This window comes from Rhodopirellula bahusiensis, assembly GCF_002727185.1.
In the GTDB taxonomy this organism is placed as follows: domain Bacteria; phylum Planctomycetota; class Planctomycetia; order Pirellulales; family Pirellulaceae; genus Rhodopirellula; species Rhodopirellula bahusiensis.
In genome coordinates this window covers 92,999-108,754 of the sequence record NZ_NIZW01000010.1, presented here as the reverse complement: position 1 = coordinate 108,754, position 15,756 = coordinate 92,999, and the positions used below count along the sequence as shown (strand labels likewise).

Below are 15,756 nucleotides of genomic sequence, written 5' to 3'. Positions count from 1 at the left end.
AACCAAAGGACCAATGACATGACATCGACCAACCATGATGGCATCATCGACGACAACCGGGTTTACACCACCAAGGCACTGGCGGTCATTCTCGGATACAAGCAAGCGAGATCATGTGAGAACGCATGTGAGAAGATCGGTTGCAACGTGAAGCGGATCGGCGCGAAATCGCTTGTTTCCGGTTACGAATTCCGCCTCGCACTCGAAGCGTGGGACGGAACCGATGAGCCGTGAATTTCTCGCCCGCTACCGCGAAGCATTGGAGCAACAAGCCGCGGCTGAAAAGGCTTTGATCGATTGCCGCGTTGAAGTGGCAATGGTCGAGAAGGAAAACGAATTGAATGTGAGGGCCTCCATGACGCTGCCCAAGTCGATGACCGATCGATTCATTGCCGAGCACCGGGGCAAGCTGGAAGCCGACGACTTGGAGTTCCTCTCGGAGAAGCACCGCGGGGGCAAAGAGACGGCCGACTACTTGGCTGTTTCAGAATCAAAGCTCAAACGGATGGCAAACGATGGGACGCTCGAGGTTCGACGCACTGGGGCAGGACACCGCCGCTACTGTACGGTCTCGGTTGTTCGGCACTTGATCGAAGATTCAAACGCAGACACCGGCAAAGGGGACGCATGAGATGGCGAAGGCACTTCCACCGATCAACGACAACAGCGTTTACACTCAAAAACAGATTGCCCAGGCCATGGACCGGAGCGAGCGATGGGCAAAAGAGTTCATTCGTGCCAACGTCGCTTTCGCAGACCTTGGAAATGGTTTGCTTGCGGTGAGCGGCCGATTGTTCCGGGAAGCAATCGAGCGGATGAGTGACCCCAATAATTAGCATCAATGAGACTGATCGCTCGCGGGCAGCCGAGTAATTTTCCCTGGTCGCAAACTCTCTTTAAGCGTCAAAGTCTACTTTGCCGATGAACGGTAAAAAGTCGTGGCGGAAAGCGTGGCAGGTCATTGCGCGATTAAGATCGATCGACGAAGATTGTTTTCAGGAGAAAACCATGATCGTGAAACTGAAAACGAAGTCGCGGGCCCGAAGTCATCGGGTTTCCGCACCTATCAAATGGCACGGTGGCAAGCACTACTTAGCAAGCAAGATTATTGCGAAATTCCCCAAACACACACACTACGTCGAAACGCACTTTGGTGGGGGAGCCGTTTTGCTTCAAAAGCCGGTTCAGCTAATCGACGGACATAGCGAAGTTGTCAACGACATCGATGGAGAGCTCACAAACTTCTGGAAAGCTCTGCAAGACGACGAGTCGTTTACAACATTCAGCCGAAAAGTGAGTGCGATCCCATTTTCAAAAGTTGAATGGGAGTCGGCGATGGCTTGTCAGTCGGAATGCCCGATTGAGCGAGCGGTGGCTTTCTTCGTCCGCTACCGGCAGTCTCGACAGGGGCTCGGGAAGGACTTCGCAACTATGTCGCGAAGCCGCACCCGCCGCGGAATGAATGAGCAGGCGTCATCGTGGTGGTCAGCAGTTGACGGGCTAGGCGACGCGCATCAACGTTTGCGATCGGTCGTCATTGTGAACGATGACGCATCCAAGTTGATCAAGCGAGAGGACAGCGTGCACACTCTGTTTTACGTTGATCCGCCCTATGTTCAACGCACCCGAGTTGTTGGCAATGCATACGCTTGCGAAATGTCAGAGGCCGAACATGAGGCCTTGCTTTGTTCGTTGGGAAGCGCTTCGGGAAAGTTCATCCTCAGCGGCTACAACGACCCAATCTACGATTCGGCAATGAAGCAGCATGGCTGGCGGCGTGAGGACATCGCAATCGACAACAAGGCCAGCGGACAAAAGACGAAACCAATAAAGGTGGAATCTCTTTGGACGAACTTCTAGGGACCATCCTTACGGACGTTCATTATCACTCGAAGAATGAAGTGGTCGTCTAGCTCAGCAATTCCCACTTTTCGACGAACCACGTTTGCCAAATCACTGGCCTCGTTCGGATGGCAGGCGACTTCATCAAACGTCCTGTCTTTGTACATCGACGCAAATAGGTCATTGGCAAGTGTTATGAACTGCTCCCGTGTCAAATCGCTACCAACTTGATTCAGACGCTTGGTAATCGACTGCCTGCTCGTTTTTGTCTTCAATCCGGTCGGGGATTTTTTGGCACGACGAAGGTTCATCAGTGCTTTTAAAATGACCTTGTTTGTGAGTTTGGGACTTTCCGACGCGTCACGAATCGCATTGCAAAACACTCGTGATTTGTCTGGTGTGCAAACGAGATCGTCGATCGTCATTCCAGGGAACGAGCTCGCCAGCAATTGAATCAGCCGGTCGTTGAAAGTTGAGCGGTCGTCCTTGCAGCCGACTGCCTTCAATTCGTTTGCCAAATACATTTTCATTGCGTAAATAGACCTTGCGTCTCGGGGCAGTGAACGCCCCCCTCTTGCTCAAACCGAGCATGCATTCTAAGACTTTCCAGGGCTCTGATGTGCCAGGGAACGACCGTCCATACACACGACAGGATCGAAAATGGGAAGCCAGTCACTAAGCTCTGAAGACGAGCAGCGAGCGAGAGAGCTCTACGAAGAGTTCTGGGCGTTGCACCCCGAGATCAAAAATCCGTCAGACATCAACCATCCCGCGAAAGCGAATTTCCTGATTCAGAAGGGTTTCGAGAGCATCCGCTTGATGCAGCGAGCGAGAAAGCAGGCTTACGATTTCACACGACCACACGAAGCAGATCCCGACGCATAGCGTTTGATCGGAGGCGTGCAGATTTGGTCAGTGCGTTCAGTGGGTCTCCGCTTGGGTCCTCCTGAAGCTTTTGAGGCTGACCCTTGCGGTTCGCAGGCCCGGAAAGCACAGAGATAGTCCGTCCTGGTGTAGTGTTCCATCGCTCAAACTCGCTAAACTGCCGCCGGGGATAGGCTTAGCGGCCGAAACACCGGTCCTCCCGGCCGGTTTCCTCGATCTATCGCACCGGGGGAGTCACATCGGGAGGGTGACATTTGGCAACTGTCTACAAACGAACCGAACGGAAACCGATCCCCGCCGGCGCGACGATCACCGAGAACCGGAAAGCGATCCCAAATGGCGCGACCGTAGAAGACGGAATTGCCAACTGGACGGACCGGGACGGGTGCCAGAGGACTGCCGCCGTCGCACGCAAGCAGGTAGTTTTGCAGCGTGCCGAGTGGCGAGATAGCAAGGGAGCCAAATCGGCTCCGATCGACCACACAGGCGAAGCCATCCTGGTTGTGACCGGCAACTACTATGCCGCGTACAGCGTGGGAGCCCGCCGGGTCCGCAAGTCAACGAAGGTGACTGACAAGGCGGTTGCCCAGCGGATCGCGAATCAGTGGGAGAACGATGACCACTTGGTAGCCGAGGGCCACATCGACGACGACGGGGGTTTGGCCGCGAAGTACCGGACGATGCCGTTTGCGGAACATGCCGACGCCTTCATTGCGTTCATGGGGACCAAGGGCGGGACCGAGGAACACCGCGAGCGCACCAAGAAGCACATCGAGGAATTCGCCAGCGTTGGCAAGTGGAAAGCGGTTCAGGCCATCAACCCCGACGACGTGACCCGCCACGTTCAATCCCTGCGAACCAATGGCAAGTCATCGCGGACGATCCAAGCGCGGCTGCAGTCAATCAAAAGCTTCACCAAGTGGCTTTTCGAACAGCAACGCATCAAGCGGGATCCACTGGTTTCGATCAAGAAGCCGGACCCAGAGGCAGACCGGAAGCATGAACGCCGAATGCTTTTGCAGGACGAATGGGAATGGCTCGCCAGCACAACCGCGGACAACGATGTGAACCGCAATGGAATGGACGCCGCCGAACGTCTTTTGCTGTACCGAACCGCGATACAAACCGGACTGCGATCAGGCGAACTGTTCGGTCTGACCCGAGGCAACCTGAAGCTGGAAGCTGACACCCCGCACATCACCTGCAAAGCCTCCGGCACGAAGAACCGAAAGCCCGCGAAACAATTCATCGATCCCGCGTTGGCAGGCGATCTGGCCAGCCACATTCGCCGGAAGACGCCCCAAGCCCCCGTGTTTGGAATCGCGGCCAAGGACGAACTGGCACGAACGATAGAACATGATCTTTACGACGCCCGGCTGGCGTGGCTGGCATCGCTGGCCGATCAACCCAGGGTTGCCGCGGCCGAGTCGGACTTTTTGGCCAAGATCAACGACGAGGGAAAGCATCTCGTTTTCCATTCGCTCCGACATTCAACCGGGGCGTGGCTCGCGATGGCGGGAGTTTCGATCAAGGTGATCCAAGAGGTGATGAGGCATTCGACCCCGGTTCTCACTCTCAACACTTACGGGCATCTGTTCCCTGGTCAGTGCGAGGGTGCCCCGGCTACAATCGCCGCGATGATGGCCGGCAGTTGCCCTGCAAAAGTGACCCACACGAGTCCCATTCACGGGGCGAAGCAGAGCAACAAACCGGAAAAAACGCGAAAAAAGCTGTAGAAAACGGCTTCGCCCAGGTGGTGGAATTGGCAGACACAGGGGACTTAAAATCCCCCGGACGTTTAGTCCTTGCGGGTTCGAGTCCCGCCCTGGGTACTAGAGAAGGCGATCGCACATTAGCGATTCGAATGAAACACCGGTTTTAACTGGTCTTTGCGAAAGCCCCCATCTCATTCCAGTGCTCGCTTTCGCAACTTGCGGTCACGAAGCGGAGTGGATTTTGGGGTGGGAGACTCTCTACCGGCGCATGACGCGTTCTTGTGGTTCGGATCATTCATCGCTGGTTTCCACTTCCGTTCGCGTATCATTTTCCCCGACATCGACCGATTTTGATGCGAGCGGATTGTTTTCTTTCACTTCAGTCACGCAGCAAAAATCAGCTGTGGATTCACTGAAACACAGCGGCGGGATGGTTGCCTGCATGCAAGGTTCGCAAACCGAGGCGAATCCATCGTGATTCCGAAATTGGTGAATCACTGCTTCGCGAGTGTGGCAGTAGTCGCACAACTTCACTGCCTCCGACCGTTGGCCGCGGCTTGCCTCTTTGCATGACTGCCGCCCGGCAGTTCTGTCTTCCTCCTCGGCCGTGTTCGCCCGCAAGGCATCGATCACTTCGGCAATCACATACGACCGCCGATCACCATCCATTAACGACGGGATCGTCTTGTCGCGGGTCCGTTGATCCAGCTTGGACAACGACCACTTCAAGATCGCCGCCATCTCCTCGCGGGTCGCGATCACCTTGGTGGATTCCGATTCGCGACTCAAAACGGATCGCAGCGATTCCACTACGTCCCGCACAATCGCCGCCCGCAACTCCTCGGGATCCGTATCCCGCAAGATCAGGTCAAGCATCGTCGCCTCCCTGCTGCCAAACAGCGATTTTGGGCGACGAATAAGAGTTGCGAACGGCTTCGGCCTTTGCGTGTTCGCGGCGGTGCTTTGCCAATGCACGCACTACTGATTTCAGCAGCCGCAGTTCGCGGGTTCGCTCGACGATTGTTTGGCGAACGGTCAGATCGTCAGGCAATGGGTTTTCGGTCATCGAAATGGTCCTCGGAAGTGAACTAACAACTTCGAGAATCATTCACCAACCCTCGCACGAATCACCCCGCATCTGCACGGGGTTATTCGCGGGGACATCTCTAATTCCTAGATTTCCTCGATGTAGGCTCTGCGATCGCTGTACGCGATCCGCAGATGGGTATCTCCGAGTGCGGTATTCGCTTTTTCAATAATTGACGTGATAGCTCGGTCCGTGACTCGCTTTTCCCATACGTCATCGAGCAGTGACTCAAACGATACTTTGTGCTTGCTCATCCTGAGTCGCTTGAAAAGCTTTAAAGAAAGTCCTTGCAGCAAGTCTTCCATCGCGTCATCGTTCGCAGCGGCGATTGTTACGCATTGGCGAGTATCGCTCCGCCCAACTAATGCCTCGGAATCCGATGATTCACCAAGCCAATCTGGCAATGTTTCCGGTGCTGGCTGTTTCGGTCGCTTGACCAAATCAGGATGTTCCGACAAGAGACGCTCGGCAAATCCATCACGATCGCTTTCTTTGCATTGAAGGTATTGCTCCACAAGCCATATTGGATCACCACCCTTTCTCAATCGAATGCGAAACTCATGTTCGATCATCTCCAACTGGTGCCACGGCGACTTCGCAACGGCTTTGGACGAGTAGAACAAATGACCTTTGGGAGGCTTCGCGTATCCATGCAGCCCGCGAATTTTCGTGACATCAAAACGAAGCGAGCGGTGGGCGGGGCAATGGAAGTTGTCGAGTGACCAAATCGTTACCTTGACCTCGTCGGCGTAGACCAAAAGTTGAGAAACAAATGTAGACAGCGTCTTCTCATGCACTCCATAGCCTCCATCGGATTCGAACGGTTGCTCCATCGGCAACAAAGTGGCTTCGGGATTCACGCCTGCAATCGGCGGAATCAAACTCAGGTCGGAATCCTCTTGCACCCAACTGTCGTGGTTCCACTTGAATTGACTCTTGGGACTGTCGGTAGAGTAAATCGTGAATGCACGATCAATGTCGTTAAAAGGCATCCCATTCCGGCAAATGGATTCACTTCCCGAAAAGAAAAGCTCGCTCACATGCTCAATCCAATCCAGGGGATCTGGCCAACCTTGCGCTGCGAGATGGCTCGGGGCCTCATAAAGCGGGTCCTCGATAAATTTCCAGTCGCCCAATGACAGTAACGCATCGAGTAATTCATTCACGCAGGCTTGGCATTCAGCGGACGCAAATAGCTGGCGGAACGTTTGCCCCACTAACTCGCTTTCGTAGTGCAGGACTGCTTCGGCTAACCTCTGCAATCGCTTTCGCAGGTCCAGAAGTTCCAGCGGCGTTGGGTCGATGATTTTCGGGAGCCAGTCGGGCCAACCGTTTGGGTGCTCGGGAACATTGCCGTATTCATCTGGGGCATCATTGAACAGGTTGTCGATTGCACCGGACACCATTCCGATCGTCCAACACTCCAGTTCCTCTAGGTCCAGCTTCAATTGCCTTGCCACCCAACCCGCCAGAGCCAAGCCATTGGCGGGTTCGCCGCCAAGTTCGCGGCGATAGCAATCCAACATCATTGCGATCGGTCTTCGGATCTCCTGCTCATACTCCGCTGGTTCGCTTTTGTCGGGCTCCAGGAACGCACGAAAATCGCGGATGGTCGTGACGGATCTCATCCTCAAATCACTTCCAAACTTCGGCGTACTTTGCATCGGCTCTCTGCTCCCAATCCCAATTGGGCCGATTCGATCGGCCGTTGCGGGAAAGGGATCGCAGACAGCTGGTCGAATCGTGCGGCCGTAGCGAACGGCCTACCCTCGAAGGTCATCGCGGGTCAAGCGACGACGAAATCGGCGGGCGACCAAACCCGCACCAGGGGGATTCTCGCCCAGTTTGGCGGGACCTTCAAGAAAGCCTACGGCCGCAATCTATCCACCGAAGCGAATTCGGTTTTCAGATTTCGTCTCAGGCTACCGGAACAGTTAAAACAGTTCCGTCAGTGTCGGCCAATAAAAAAGCCGCTTCGGCGTGAGCGGTGATCGCTGGCGCAGAAACGGCTTGGATGGTTCGCGAGACTCGATCGGATGACGAGCGAGTCTGCAATGAACGAGTCGTCGATCAGGGAGCGACTGGCAAATCAAAGTCGCCGGACAAATCGCGGTAAACGCAGTGGATGTGGTTGGCTGGGTTGCCGGCCGGGTCGGCTTGCGTGTTCACGAACTCGATCAAGAATCGCTTGCCTTGCACTCGGTAGTAGTGACCAATGCCTGGCTCGAGGGCACCCGCCCAAGCAAAGTGGACCTTGCCCCAACCGTCCGACTCGATCTGCTCTGCGCGTTCGGCGGCGACTTCTTCCGGAGCGACTTGCACGTACAAGTCGACCACGTCGCGAAGCAGCTCTTGTTGATCTGGGTTCAAGCTGGAATAGGCAATCCCTTCTGGTTCGCCAACTTCCGGCTGAGGCTCGCCAGCGAATCGGATTTCCCCGAGGGCTTCTTCGGCGATGCGTGCGACTTTGATCTGCTTCGCATCGAGTGAGTTCACAAGCTTGAATGCGAGCTGTTCTTCTTGATTCAACACCGCGGTGCCTTTGCCCAAAGTCACGCTGGTTTCGTTCTTCACAACGGCGGGGTTGGTTGCCATGAACTGAGGCGTCGAATCAACCACCTTGCCGCCTCGGCAAACGAAGTTCAAAGACAGGTGGTGCCCTTCGAATGACAAGCCCCAGCTCGCGTCCTCGTCGGCGGCCTTCACATCACCAAACAAAGTCACGTAGTAACGCTGCGGGTTGCGTTCCCAAGTTCCCTTGCCGGCTTCCATTTCGTTGAGCACTTCTTCCAGCAACATGATCCGGTTGGCCTTGCTGTAACCGGCTTCGCTGAGTGCGGAACGAAGAAGACGCAGAGCAGCCGTTCGCTGAGCATCGTTCATCTGCTCGAGCATCAAGCCTTTGCGTTCCTTCTTTGGAATGAAGTGCCAGCCAACTCGCTTTGGCGAATCGAACGCCATCACGGCATCCGCTTTCTGGTCCGGCGTCAACGTATCCAAGAACGCGACGGCGAAGGTTTGCATTTGTTCGGCGGGAGAAGCAGCCAGTTTCCAACCCGCCAGTCCGAGGACCGCGACGGAGAAGAGGGAGAGCGTGGCAAAACGAAATTTATTCATGGCGGGTCGGTAAACGGGGGGAAGGGAGTCTCCGAGCATCAGCCGCTCGGAGAGGCGGGATCCCGGCGAGTCGGGAGTTCAATCCCGTAGAGTAATTGATTCCGCCGTCGGAAACACTCTCAGCGGGTGCCACAATTTTCGATGGGGCCGAAGAATCGCAACCAATTCGCCCCAAGGCCCCGAAGAATCGGACGAACGGTCGACTCCGATGCAATCCAATACGTTGGTGTTGCGATCAAACGTGTCGACATGGTCGATGCAGCCGATCCATTCCTCGGGCAGGGGTTCGGCGGCTCGCTGCGGCGTTCCCGCAATTCGGATTCCTGCATGAAGCATCCCGATCTGCTGCTGGTCCAATTCGATCGCCGGCATGTGCGTCAGCCCTTCGACCGGAGGCCGCAGAAATTGGGTCATCGGAATCGCGGGCATCTTTTCGCGATCTTCGTCGTCGAACATGAACTCGCAATCGAGCGTGTCATCCAGAGTGAATCGCCCTACTTCGTTGCGAACCAATTTCGTCATCACAGCGGCACATCCGCACGCGGCGGCCACATCCATTCCCAAGGTCCGCAGATAAGTCCCCGATCCGCAGCGAACATCCAACCGCATCATCGGCGGCTCATAAGAGATCAGCTTCACCGAATCGATGAGGATCCGGCGTTTGGGCATCTCGAAGTCTTCCCCGCGACGAGCGCGTATGTGTGCCCGTTGCCCGTCGACTTTGATTGCTGAGTGAGCCGGCGGAGTCTGCTCCACCACGCCGTGGAAATCCTCCAACACCTGTTCGATTTCGGCAGCCGTCGGAAGCTTGGCGTCTTTCTGAATCACCAGTTCAGATTCCAAGTCGCCCGACTCGCTGGACACACCCAGCTGAAAATCCGCAAGGTACCGCTTGCCGTGTTGCAACACCCACGGCGTCAGACGCGTCGCTGAACCGATCGCCAGCAACACCAGCCCTTCCGCGAGTGGGTCGAGCGTTCCGGTGTGGCCCACCTTCAACTTGCGAAGTCCAAACTCACCACGCAATCTTCGCTGAGCCCGATTCACGATATCGCGTGATGTTGCGCCCGGCGGTTTGTAGCAAGGCAAAAAACCTAGCGGGGAATGTTCGCCGTTGGGGTCCATGGAAAAACGTCAACTCGAAGAATGGAATGGGTAGGTGTATGGAATCGCAGATGAATGGGTTGGGCAAATGCGAACAGGGGAACTTCAGCCATCGACAAGAACCATTTGAACGAGTCGGTCACTCGAATCAAACCGAGACCGTACGCAGGTAGAGATGACTTACCAGAGCGAGAACGCTTTCGACAACGATGAATAAAATTCGTGCGGTGATCACGCACAACAAAGCGTGGGTCGGATCGGTGACCGTTCCCAAAACCACCAAGGTCACCCATTCGCGAACTCCGGCCCCGCCCGGCAGCAAAGATGCAAACCCCAGCACCATGCCGAGGCTGATCGCGGCGGTGGCGACCGTCAGCAATTCGTGTCCGACGGGCAATCCATCGTAAGCCGGAATGGCTTTCATCACGCAGGCAAACGACAGCCCAATCAAACACCAAGACAACAAAGACCATCCCCAACCCGACACCAATCGCGGCCAAGTGATCGCGGAGGAAACATCCGGCAACTTGGCGTCCGGCTTCGTTGAATCATTCGATTGTGATCGAGCCCGCCGCTTGCTCACCAGCTCGATCACGCGGCGCATCACGGGTGGTAAAGTCGGAATGCAAGCTGCAACAGCCATCAACGACGCGGCCCACTTGACCCACTGAGGAAGTGGCGTCGACCACATCAAGCATCCGGCCAAGGCTCCGCCAACCGACATCATCAGCAACGTTTCAAAGAAAACGCACGTGGTCGCGCGACCGATCATCGGTTGCCTCGAGGGGACATCCGGCATCACCGCAGGCAAGCTGTCGGTGCGAGACGTCGACACGATCGCCGACACACGAAGCACCACCACCATCGCTTTGCCGGGAACATATTTTCCCGCATGCCCGAGCAACTGCGCGGCTGTGGCTCTCGCCAGTGAACATGGAACATGGAATCCGCGCAGGGCTCCGTGCAACACGCAAGCGGGCGGCAACAAACCAACTGCGTAGAACATTGCCGCGAGGATGATTGATCCGAAAGAAACGTTTTGCCAAGTCGGCAGCGACCCGAGCAATCGAGTTCGTTCGTCGATCAGACGTTGTCGCTCGCCGGTCGAGACCTCGCGTGAGGCAGCTTCACCGGAACCTTGCGAAACCGAGTCGAGTTGTTGATCGATGTCTTCGACACGAACCTGAACGGTGGTGACTTCGGCTCGCCAACGTTGGACCGCGTCCTTCGCGGCCAAGACCAATCCGACCACCACCAAGACGGCGATGATTCGTTTGGCCCAGCGCATCCATCCGAGCTTCCGCCGCGCGGGAGCAGGCTCCCGCGATTCGGTTTCGACTGAATCAACCACAGATCGTTGGCTCGGATCGTTGTGCCATCAGATGGCTCAGTTATCCGCGAGAGGTTCTTTTTTCTCGGTGATCACTTCGGTCTTTTCAGACATCTCAGCGTTCAGTTCGATGTAACTTTGCCACTCTTCCGGCAGATTGTCTTCGTGGAAAATGGCTTCCACGGGACATTCCGGCACACAGGCTTCGCAGTCGATGCACTCTTCCGGGTGGATATACAACATCTGTTCGCCTTCGTAGAAACACTCCACAGGGCAAACGACGACGCAATCGGTGTACTTGCATCCCGAGCAGGGTTCAGCAACGACGTGCATGGTCTAACCTTCCAGTTTGATTGAGAAATGGAACGACCCAACTGAATCGTTCTCGCACTATATCGGTTCAAGCAAGGCCGTAACTTCGATCAAAACAAAGGTGCTTCGAGCGACTATCCTCGCAGTTCGCCTATTTTGCCATTTCCGCCGTCCCCGGCAAACCCACCTCCATCGACAATTTGGTCACTTTCAACCTGATGCAATCATCTTCCGCTCGCTGGCAAATTCGCACCCGCCCCAATCGCCACTACCCATTTCTTTCGCGACACCCCTGGGTCATGGCCAATGCGTTGGCACACGCGACGCTTCGCGAAGTGATTCCGGAAGACGGTTCTGACGCTAGCGAACCGCAATCAGCCAAGTCGCAAACCGCCAACGAATCCGACGACGAGACAGCCGATTCGGATCCGACGGAACGTCAACTTCCGGCCTGTGGCGAAATCATCGATTTGCTCGATTACGACGGAAACTGGATCGCCCGCGGGTTGATCAACCCGGCCAGCCGCCTTCGCATCCGGCTCTACGCTTTCTCGGCCGAAGAACAAATCGACGAAACGATGTGGGCGGACCGAATCGAGCAGGCCGTCGCGCGTCGACGATTGACCGGACCGGCCAACCCGCAAGGCGGCGAACGTCTGATCTTCAGCGAATCCGATCGGATGAGCGGGCTGATTGTCGATCGCTACGCTGATTGCCTGAGCATTCAAATCACCGGCGGTGCGTTGATTCCCCGAGTGGAGATGCTGATTCGCGAAGTCAGCGCCGCGGCGGCTCGTCATCAAACGCCTTGTCAGCGGATCTTGGTTCGCATGGATGACGCAACCGTTAAACATGAAGGCGTCTCGGAAGAAACACTGGCCCAGTTGCGATCTTTCACGACTTTGGACAGCGAAGCGGATTCGACCGTTTGGTACCAACACAACGGTTTGGAAATGGCGATCGATTTGCAAGACGGGCAGAAGACCGGCGGCTACCTCGATCAACAACTCAACCATGCCGCCGCAGCGAGCTACATGGCCGACCGCCGAGTACTCGACATCTGCACCTACACGGGTGGGTTCGCACTCGCAGCCGCACGTGCTGGTGCGAAAGAAGTTGTGGCGGTCGATAGCAGCGAGCGGGCGCTTGAGATTGCAAAGCGAAACGCCGAACGCAATCAACTCACCAATGTCCGATTCGATCAAGGCGACTGCTTTGATGACCTGAAAGAACGGCGTGAACGCGGCGAACAGTTCGATGCGATCGTGCTCGACCCGCCACGATTCGCGGGTTCACGCAATCAAACCAACGCCGCGCTGCGAGCCTACACGCGGCTGAACGCTTCCGCGGTCGATTTGCTGCCACCCGGCGGCATTTTGGTCACCTGCAGCTGCTCCGGCCGAGTTTCTCGTGCGGACTTTTTGAACATGCTGGTCGACGTTGGCAGGAAGCGAGGACGCGACCTCATCGTTCTCGAAAGTCGTGGTCCGTCACCCGATCACGTGTTCGCTGTTTCGTGCCCTGAGAGCGACTACTTGAAGTGCATCGTTGTCCAGGTGATCTGACACGATCGTGAATTCGTAATGATTCCTTTCGGAATCTTGATGATTTTTGCTGCGGGGTAGGATCGCGGATCGCGCATTTCAACTATAACGGACCTGTACTTGTGACGGCTTGGAAGTCAGCTACATCAATCGGCGTTTGCCTTGCTTTGCTTCGACGCCTAATAATCGTAAGCATCACTCCAGATCGAGGCCCGCGGTGTCCAGCGTAACGATCAAAGTCCTGCACGGCGCCGACCGTGGAAAGGTCTTCGAGGGGATCGAGCCTCCCCTGACCATTGGGCGAGAGGAAGGAAACGACATTCAGCTCAATGATGAGCGAGTCAGTCGTTGCCATCTCAAGATTCAACGGGACAACGAACGGTTGGTGTTGACCGATTTGGATAGTACCAACGGTACCAAGGTCAACGGATCCGAATGCCAACTGAAGATCCTCCGGCATGGCGACTTGGTTGCGGTCGGACGCAGCCTGTTACTGCTGGGATCGGAGGAGCAAATCGCGGCTCGATTGCAGGCCATCGGCGGCGGCAGCAAGGGTGCGATTCAGCGAGACGTGAAATCATCCGACGAATCGATGGCGGTTGATCTTCGCCAGGACCCAAAGTCACCCGTTCCCGTCGATGCGTTGCATGTGGAAGATCTGCCGGCGATTCCGGACGATTTGACTCCCGGCCAAAAAGCACAACTGTGCGAAATTCTGGATTACCTACAATCACGACTGGAAAGATTGATCGAATCGGCGACCACGCAAGAGGATTCGGAACAGGTCGTGCTACAGCAAGCAGCTTGGCAGCGTCTGCTCGATGTCCAATCACGACTGGCGACACTCAATCGAAAAATCACCGATCCGCAGTGGCCCTGAGCATCTTGTTCTCTTGGGCTGAATGACGGATTCGCTTCCGAGTCATTGACCCACGAAAGAACACTTTGAGCTCCTCTCAACCCAACCCCGCGAAGACCGCTCAAAACGCCACTTCGCCGATCGCGAATTCGCACATGTCGGATGCCGGACAATCGCCCGTGAATGAATACCGCGAATTGCGTGCGCCCACGAAAACACTGGGAACGCTAATTGAACCATCGCTCTGCGACGCGGAACTGTTGCTGAAGAACAATCTCGCGACTGCCCAAGCCGAGATGCTCGCCGGATCTTTCTGGGCGAACTTGCGGAACGTTGCTCGACAACAACTGGTCAGTGACGCTCGTCGCTACACCTCTTCTTACCGCGATGTCGCTTCCTTCTGCGCTGACCAAACCACCGAGACGGGTGAGAACAACAGCCGTCCCATCGTGATGGCCGGTCACCAACCGACACTTTTCCATCCCGGTGTTTGGTTCAAAAACCACACGCTGCAAAAGGTCGCCGGCGATTGCTGTGCGCTGCCGATCAACCTCGTGATCGACAATGACGTCGCATCCGCTCGCTCGATCCGCGTCCCCCAACTGAAACCACCGGCGAACCTTGCCGGCGATGACTCCGACGCACCCCTGCGAGGGTCTTGGCAGTCCGTTCCTTACGATCAGGGTGGCGAGACACTCCCATTTGAACAAGCACAGATTCGTGATACCGACCTGTTCAACCATTTTGATTCGGGCGTTCGGCGGCTGATCGCCCCGTTGGTCGACGATCCTTGCGTGACCGCCCTTTGGAAACATGCTCGCGAGGCAATTGCTCGCTGTGGCATTGCCGGGTGTGCGTTGGCCCAAGCCCGCCACGCTCTCGAAGCCGACATGAACTGGCAAACGCTGGAAATCCCTCTCGGCGTGGCCGTTCGAGGTTTGCCGTTCGCAACGTTCGTCATGGAAATCATTGACGAGATCGAACGCTTCCAAACCGTCTACAACGACTCGGCGGATCACTATCGAGCCTGGCACGGCATCCGCAGCTCCGCTCACCCCGTCCCCAACTTGGGCGTGCAAGACGGTTGGTATGAAGTCCCACTTTGGGTCTACGGCAACAGCCAACCTCAGCGCCGCGGCGTATGGGTTCGTCGCGAAGGGGATCAGTGGCACATCAGCGATGCACCGTCGACGCAGCTAAACCCTAGCTCAGCAAAGAACCGCTCAGCAGCGAACGGCTCGGTATCGCTCACCGTTTCGGCCACCAACCGAGAGCTCGCCGCGACTCAGTTAGCAGAAGCCGCCTCTCCCGAATTCAAGCTTCGCCCGCGAGCCTTGATGACGACGATGTTTGCTCGATTGGTCCTCAGCGACTTGTTTCTTCACGGTATCGGCGGTGGAAAATACGATCAGCTGGCTGACCGGATCATCGCCCAGTTCTTCGGAATCACTCCGCCCTCGCTGCAGGTCGTCTCAGGCACGATCCGCTTGCCCGGGCAAGAACCGGATGCCAATCGCGACGAACTGCGACGCGAGCTGCTTCGAAAAGAACGAGAACTGCAGTTCCAGGGCGAGAAATGGCTCGACGCCGGAAACGCGGAGCAAAAAGCTCTTCGCGACCAGAAGCTCGAATTGCTCGACCAAATGCCCACCTCCGGAAGCCGGCGAACATGGCATCACTCCGTTTCGCGACTGAACTCTCAGATCACGCTTCAACTCAGTGAGCAGCGTCGGGAAACGCGTGGTCAACTGGCCCGCTTGGATCACGAAGCAGCGACTGAAAGGATTCTCTGCAGCCGGGAACTTTCGTTTTGTTTGTTTCCCTTGGATTTCCTTCAAGAATCCTTTGCCAAAATGGCATGAGCGTGACGATTGGAGTTGTCGAGCGCTAATTTTTCGCTATTCTCTGCCGTTTGCCGACGAACAAAGTTGGTTTTTGGCATCAACATTTAACCCGCGAGT

The 15,756-nt window shown here is 56.0% G+C and carries 17 protein-coding genes and 1 tRNA gene; 10 read left to right on the top strand and 8 right to left on the bottom strand.

Features of this window, described 5'->3' with window-relative positions; translation table 11 throughout:
- Positions 1-18 precede the first annotated feature (18 nt).
- The 4 genes from CEE69_RS14430 (at position 19) to CEE69_RS14415 (ending at position 1,860) form a co-directional block, all read left to right on the top strand.
- Positions 19-234 carry a hypothetical protein gene (locus tag CEE69_RS14430; protein ID WP_099261332.1) on the top strand — a complete coding sequence of 72 codons (216 nt, stop codon included), beginning with the start codon at positions 19-21 and terminating at the stop codon, positions 232-234.
- Complete coding sequence (locus tag CEE69_RS14425; protein WP_099261331.1) at positions 224-631, top strand: MerR family transcriptional regulator; 408 nt, start codon at positions 224-226, stop codon at positions 629-631. Before CEE69_RS14430 ends, CEE69_RS14425 begins: the two co-directional genes overlap by 11 nt.
- A 1-nt stretch (position 632) precedes the next feature.
- Positions 633-836, top strand: a complete 204-nt coding sequence (locus tag CEE69_RS14420; RefSeq protein WP_099261330.1) for a hypothetical protein — start codon at positions 633-635, stop codon at positions 834-836.
- A gap of 172 nt (positions 837-1,008) precedes the next feature.
- Positions 1,009-1,860, top strand: a complete 852-nt coding sequence (locus CEE69_RS14415) for a DNA adenine methylase (RefSeq protein ID WP_099261445.1) — start codon at positions 1,009-1,011, stop codon at positions 1,858-1,860.
- On the opposite strand, the gene CEE69_RS14410 is transcribed toward CEE69_RS14415, so the two are convergent.
- On the bottom strand, positions 1,857-2,366 hold the full coding sequence (locus CEE69_RS14410; RefSeq protein WP_099261329.1) for a hypothetical protein: 510 nt from the start codon (positions 2,364-2,366) through the stop codon (positions 1,857-1,859). The two genes, CEE69_RS14415 and CEE69_RS14410, sit on opposite strands and share 4 nt — an antisense overlap.
- Positions 2,367-2,502: 136 nt before the next feature.
- Here CEE69_RS14410 and CEE69_RS14405 point away from each other — a divergent pair, with 136 nt between their 5' ends.
- The 3 genes from CEE69_RS14405 to CEE69_RS14395 all read left to right on the top strand — a co-directional run bounded on the left by CEE69_RS14405 (position 2,503) and on the right by CEE69_RS14395 (position 4,559).
- Positions 2,503-2,727 carry a hypothetical protein gene (locus CEE69_RS14405; RefSeq protein WP_099261328.1) on the top strand — a complete coding sequence of 75 codons (225 nt, stop codon included), beginning with the start codon at positions 2,503-2,505 and terminating at the stop codon, positions 2,725-2,727.
- 254 nt (positions 2,728-2,981) lie between these two features.
- A complete protein-coding gene (locus tag CEE69_RS14400; protein WP_233215233.1) occupies positions 2,982-4,463 on the top strand; it encodes a tyrosine-type recombinase/integrase in 1,482 nt (493 codons plus the stop codon).
- 11 nt (positions 4,464-4,474) lie between these two features.
- Positions 4,475-4,559 (top strand) — tRNA-Leu (locus tag CEE69_RS14395).
- 174 nt (positions 4,560-4,733) lie between these two features.
- On the opposite strand, the gene CEE69_RS14390 is transcribed toward CEE69_RS14395, so the two are convergent.
- The 7 genes from CEE69_RS14390 to CEE69_RS14355 form a co-directional block, all read right to left on the bottom strand.
- On the bottom strand, positions 4,734-5,318 hold the full coding sequence (locus CEE69_RS14390; protein WP_099261327.1) for a hypothetical protein: 585 nt from the start codon (positions 5,316-5,318) through the stop codon (positions 4,734-4,736).
- Positions 5,311-5,508, bottom strand: coding sequence for a hypothetical protein (locus CEE69_RS14385; protein ID WP_143549246.1), 198 nt, complete (start codon positions 5,506-5,508; stop codon positions 5,311-5,313). Before CEE69_RS14385 ends, CEE69_RS14390 begins: the two co-directional genes overlap by 8 nt.
- Before the next feature lie 107 nt (positions 5,509-5,615).
- A complete protein-coding gene (locus CEE69_RS14380; RefSeq protein WP_143549245.1) occupies positions 5,616-7,157 on the bottom strand; it encodes a hypothetical protein in 1,542 nt (513 codons plus the stop codon).
- Positions 7,158-7,599: 442 nt separating this feature from the next.
- A complete protein-coding gene (locus tag CEE69_RS14370) occupies positions 7,600-8,646 on the bottom strand; it encodes a DUF3500 domain-containing protein (protein ID WP_099261323.1) in 1,047 nt (348 codons plus the stop codon).
- Between the two features lie 78 nt (positions 8,647-8,724).
- Positions 8,725-9,771: a tRNA pseudouridine(55) synthase TruB gene (gene truB, locus CEE69_RS14365; protein ID WP_099261322.1), complete on the bottom strand. Its 1,047-nt coding sequence runs from the start codon at positions 9,769-9,771 to the stop codon at positions 8,725-8,727.
- Positions 9,772-9,898: 127 nt separating this feature from the next.
- On the bottom strand, positions 9,899-11,038 hold the full coding sequence (locus CEE69_RS14360) for a lysylphosphatidylglycerol synthase transmembrane domain-containing protein (RefSeq protein WP_099261443.1): 1,140 nt from the start codon (positions 11,036-11,038) through the stop codon (positions 9,899-9,901).
- Between the two features lie 99 nt (positions 11,039-11,137).
- The gene (locus CEE69_RS14355; RefSeq protein WP_007333249.1) at positions 11,138-11,413 is read right to left on the bottom strand and encodes a ferredoxin family protein; all 276 of its coding nucleotides are present in this window, start codon (positions 11,411-11,413) and stop codon (positions 11,138-11,140) included.
- Positions 11,414-11,592: 179 nt separating this feature from the next.
- Here CEE69_RS14355 and CEE69_RS14350 point away from each other — a divergent pair, with 179 nt between their 5' ends.
- The 3 genes from CEE69_RS14350 to CEE69_RS14340 all read left to right on the top strand — a co-directional run bounded on the left by CEE69_RS14350 (position 11,593) and on the right by CEE69_RS14340 (position 15,657).
- A complete protein-coding gene (locus CEE69_RS14350) occupies positions 11,593-12,957 on the top strand; it encodes a class I SAM-dependent rRNA methyltransferase (RefSeq protein ID WP_099261321.1) in 1,365 nt (454 codons plus the stop codon).
- Between the two features lie 196 nt (positions 12,958-13,153).
- A complete protein-coding gene (locus CEE69_RS14345; RefSeq protein ID WP_099261320.1) occupies positions 13,154-13,816 on the top strand; it encodes an FHA domain-containing protein in 663 nt (220 codons plus the stop codon).
- A gap of 65 nt (positions 13,817-13,881) precedes the next feature.
- Entirely contained in the window at positions 13,882-15,657 is a 1,776-nt protein-coding gene (locus CEE69_RS14340; protein ID WP_099261319.1) for a hypothetical protein, read from the top strand.
- Positions 15,658-15,756 lie beyond the last annotated feature (99 nt).

What these genes read in the sequence shown, in the direction of transcription:
- CEE69_RS14430 (WP_099261332.1), top strand. Translation starts at nt 19, where the DNA reads ATGACATCGACCAACCATGATGGCATCATCGACGACAACCGGGTTTAC.
- CEE69_RS14425 (WP_099261331.1), top strand. Translation starts at nt 224, where the DNA reads ATGAGCCGTGAATTTCTCGCCCGCTACCGCGAAGCATTGGAGCAACAA.
- CEE69_RS14420 (WP_099261330.1), top strand. Translation starts at nt 633, where the DNA reads ATGGCGAAGGCACTTCCACCGATCAACGACAACAGCGTTTACACTCAA.
- CEE69_RS14415 (WP_099261445.1), top strand. Translation starts at nt 1,009, where the DNA reads ATGATCGTGAAACTGAAAACGAAGTCGCGGGCCCGAAGTCATCGGGTT.
- CEE69_RS14410 (WP_099261329.1), bottom strand. Translation starts at nt 2,366, where the DNA reads ATGTATTTGGCAAACGAATTGAAGGCAGTCGGCTGCAAGGACGACCGC.
- CEE69_RS14405 (WP_099261328.1), top strand. Translation starts at nt 2,503, where the DNA reads ATGGGAAGCCAGTCACTAAGCTCTGAAGACGAGCAGCGAGCGAGAGAG.
- CEE69_RS14390 (WP_099261327.1), bottom strand. Translation starts at nt 5,318, where the DNA reads ATGCTTGACCTGATCTTGCGGGATACGGATCCCGAGGAGTTGCGGGCG.
- CEE69_RS14385 (WP_143549246.1), bottom strand. Translation starts at nt 5,508, where the DNA reads ATGACCGAAAACCCATTGCCTGACGATCTGACCGTTCGCCAAACAATC.
- CEE69_RS14380 (WP_143549245.1), bottom strand. Translation starts at nt 7,157, where the DNA reads ATGAGATCCGTCACGACCATCCGCGATTTTCGTGCGTTCCTGGAGCCC.
- CEE69_RS14370 (WP_099261323.1), bottom strand. Translation starts at nt 8,646, where the DNA reads ATGAATAAATTTCGTTTTGCCACGCTCTCCCTCTTCTCCGTCGCGGTC.
- truB (WP_099261322.1), bottom strand. Translation starts at nt 9,771, where the DNA reads ATGGACCCCAACGGCGAACATTCCCCGCTAGGTTTTTTGCCTTGCTAC.
- CEE69_RS14360 (WP_099261443.1), bottom strand. Translation starts at nt 11,038, where the DNA reads ATGCGCTGGGCCAAACGAATCATCGCCGTCTTGGTGGTGGTCGGATTG.
- CEE69_RS14355 (WP_007333249.1), bottom strand. Translation starts at nt 11,413, where the DNA reads ATGCACGTCGTTGCTGAACCCTGCTCGGGATGCAAGTACACCGATTGC.